At 49.1% G+C, this 865-nt stretch carries 1 pseudogene; it reads left to right on the top strand.

The annotated features are described in order from the left end of the window. Positions 1-582: 582 nt before the first annotated feature. Positions 583-865, top strand: a pseudogene (locus AC1DVH_RS31960) (ComEA family DNA-binding protein); the annotation flags it as partial.

The raw sequence follows: 865 nt of genomic DNA, 5'->3' as shown, positions 1-865 counted from the left end.
ATGCAGCTGCCGATTTTCACGTTTTTTCAATGCCCTGTCTACAGCCAGGGTCCTCCAGTTCTAACCGATCGGCGGAAGCTGTGATTTCTGCTGTGGCTGACCAAACTTGCTTGCCTGGAAGATGCAACGGTTGGTGACTCGGCAATCAATGAGCTATTTTAGCAACGCTAAAGGGGCGGAATCAGTTCCATCCACTGCCTTTTCACGGAGCGCTACCTGGTTTCAATCGTGCCATTGACCTATTGATGATGCATCTTCTCACGAAGTTGCACGCGACTCTTATAGTTAAACTATCTGTTAGTATTTAATGTTCCGCTATTGCTGGATAATTTATTCGAAGTGATTGGCGATTTAAATAAATTTTGTTGAGACACTCTTCGCTCATCACGCAGCTGCTGGAATCGTACTGCCAGCTCCGGTGTTTACATTGACAAAATGTTATCTGGCCAAATTCCTTCATCTCGACCTATGATTGTTTCATTTTCCGCAACAGACACATTCTTGACATTCTCCCACGGCGCCTGATTTGAGGAGCAGCTTCAGAAATGCTGCTTCTTCAACCGATGTCATGGAGCGCCATTTATGCGTACAGGCTATTTCTACTCCCAGGTTTTCGCCTTGCTTACCAGCGCCTCTTTTACCGCTAAGGCAGAGCCTGCAGCGAATCCGGATCTGCCAAGGTTGCGGTGGTGATGGAAGGCTTCAGCGAATGCGCAATCGGCACAGTGGATCTTGGCAGGGCCGATGCGCCGACTTTGCGGCGTGAGTTAACCGGTGCAGGGGAGACCAAGGCTCTGGCGATTGTTGCGTACCGCGAAAGTATTGGTCTGTTTGTGGCCGACGAGTTGTTCGAAGTGAAGGGTAT

This window comes from Pseudomonas sp. P4_C3 (assembly GCF_056402075.1).
Note: the sequence above shows the minus strand (reverse complement) of the source record. Positions and strands in the feature narration are given on the sequence as shown.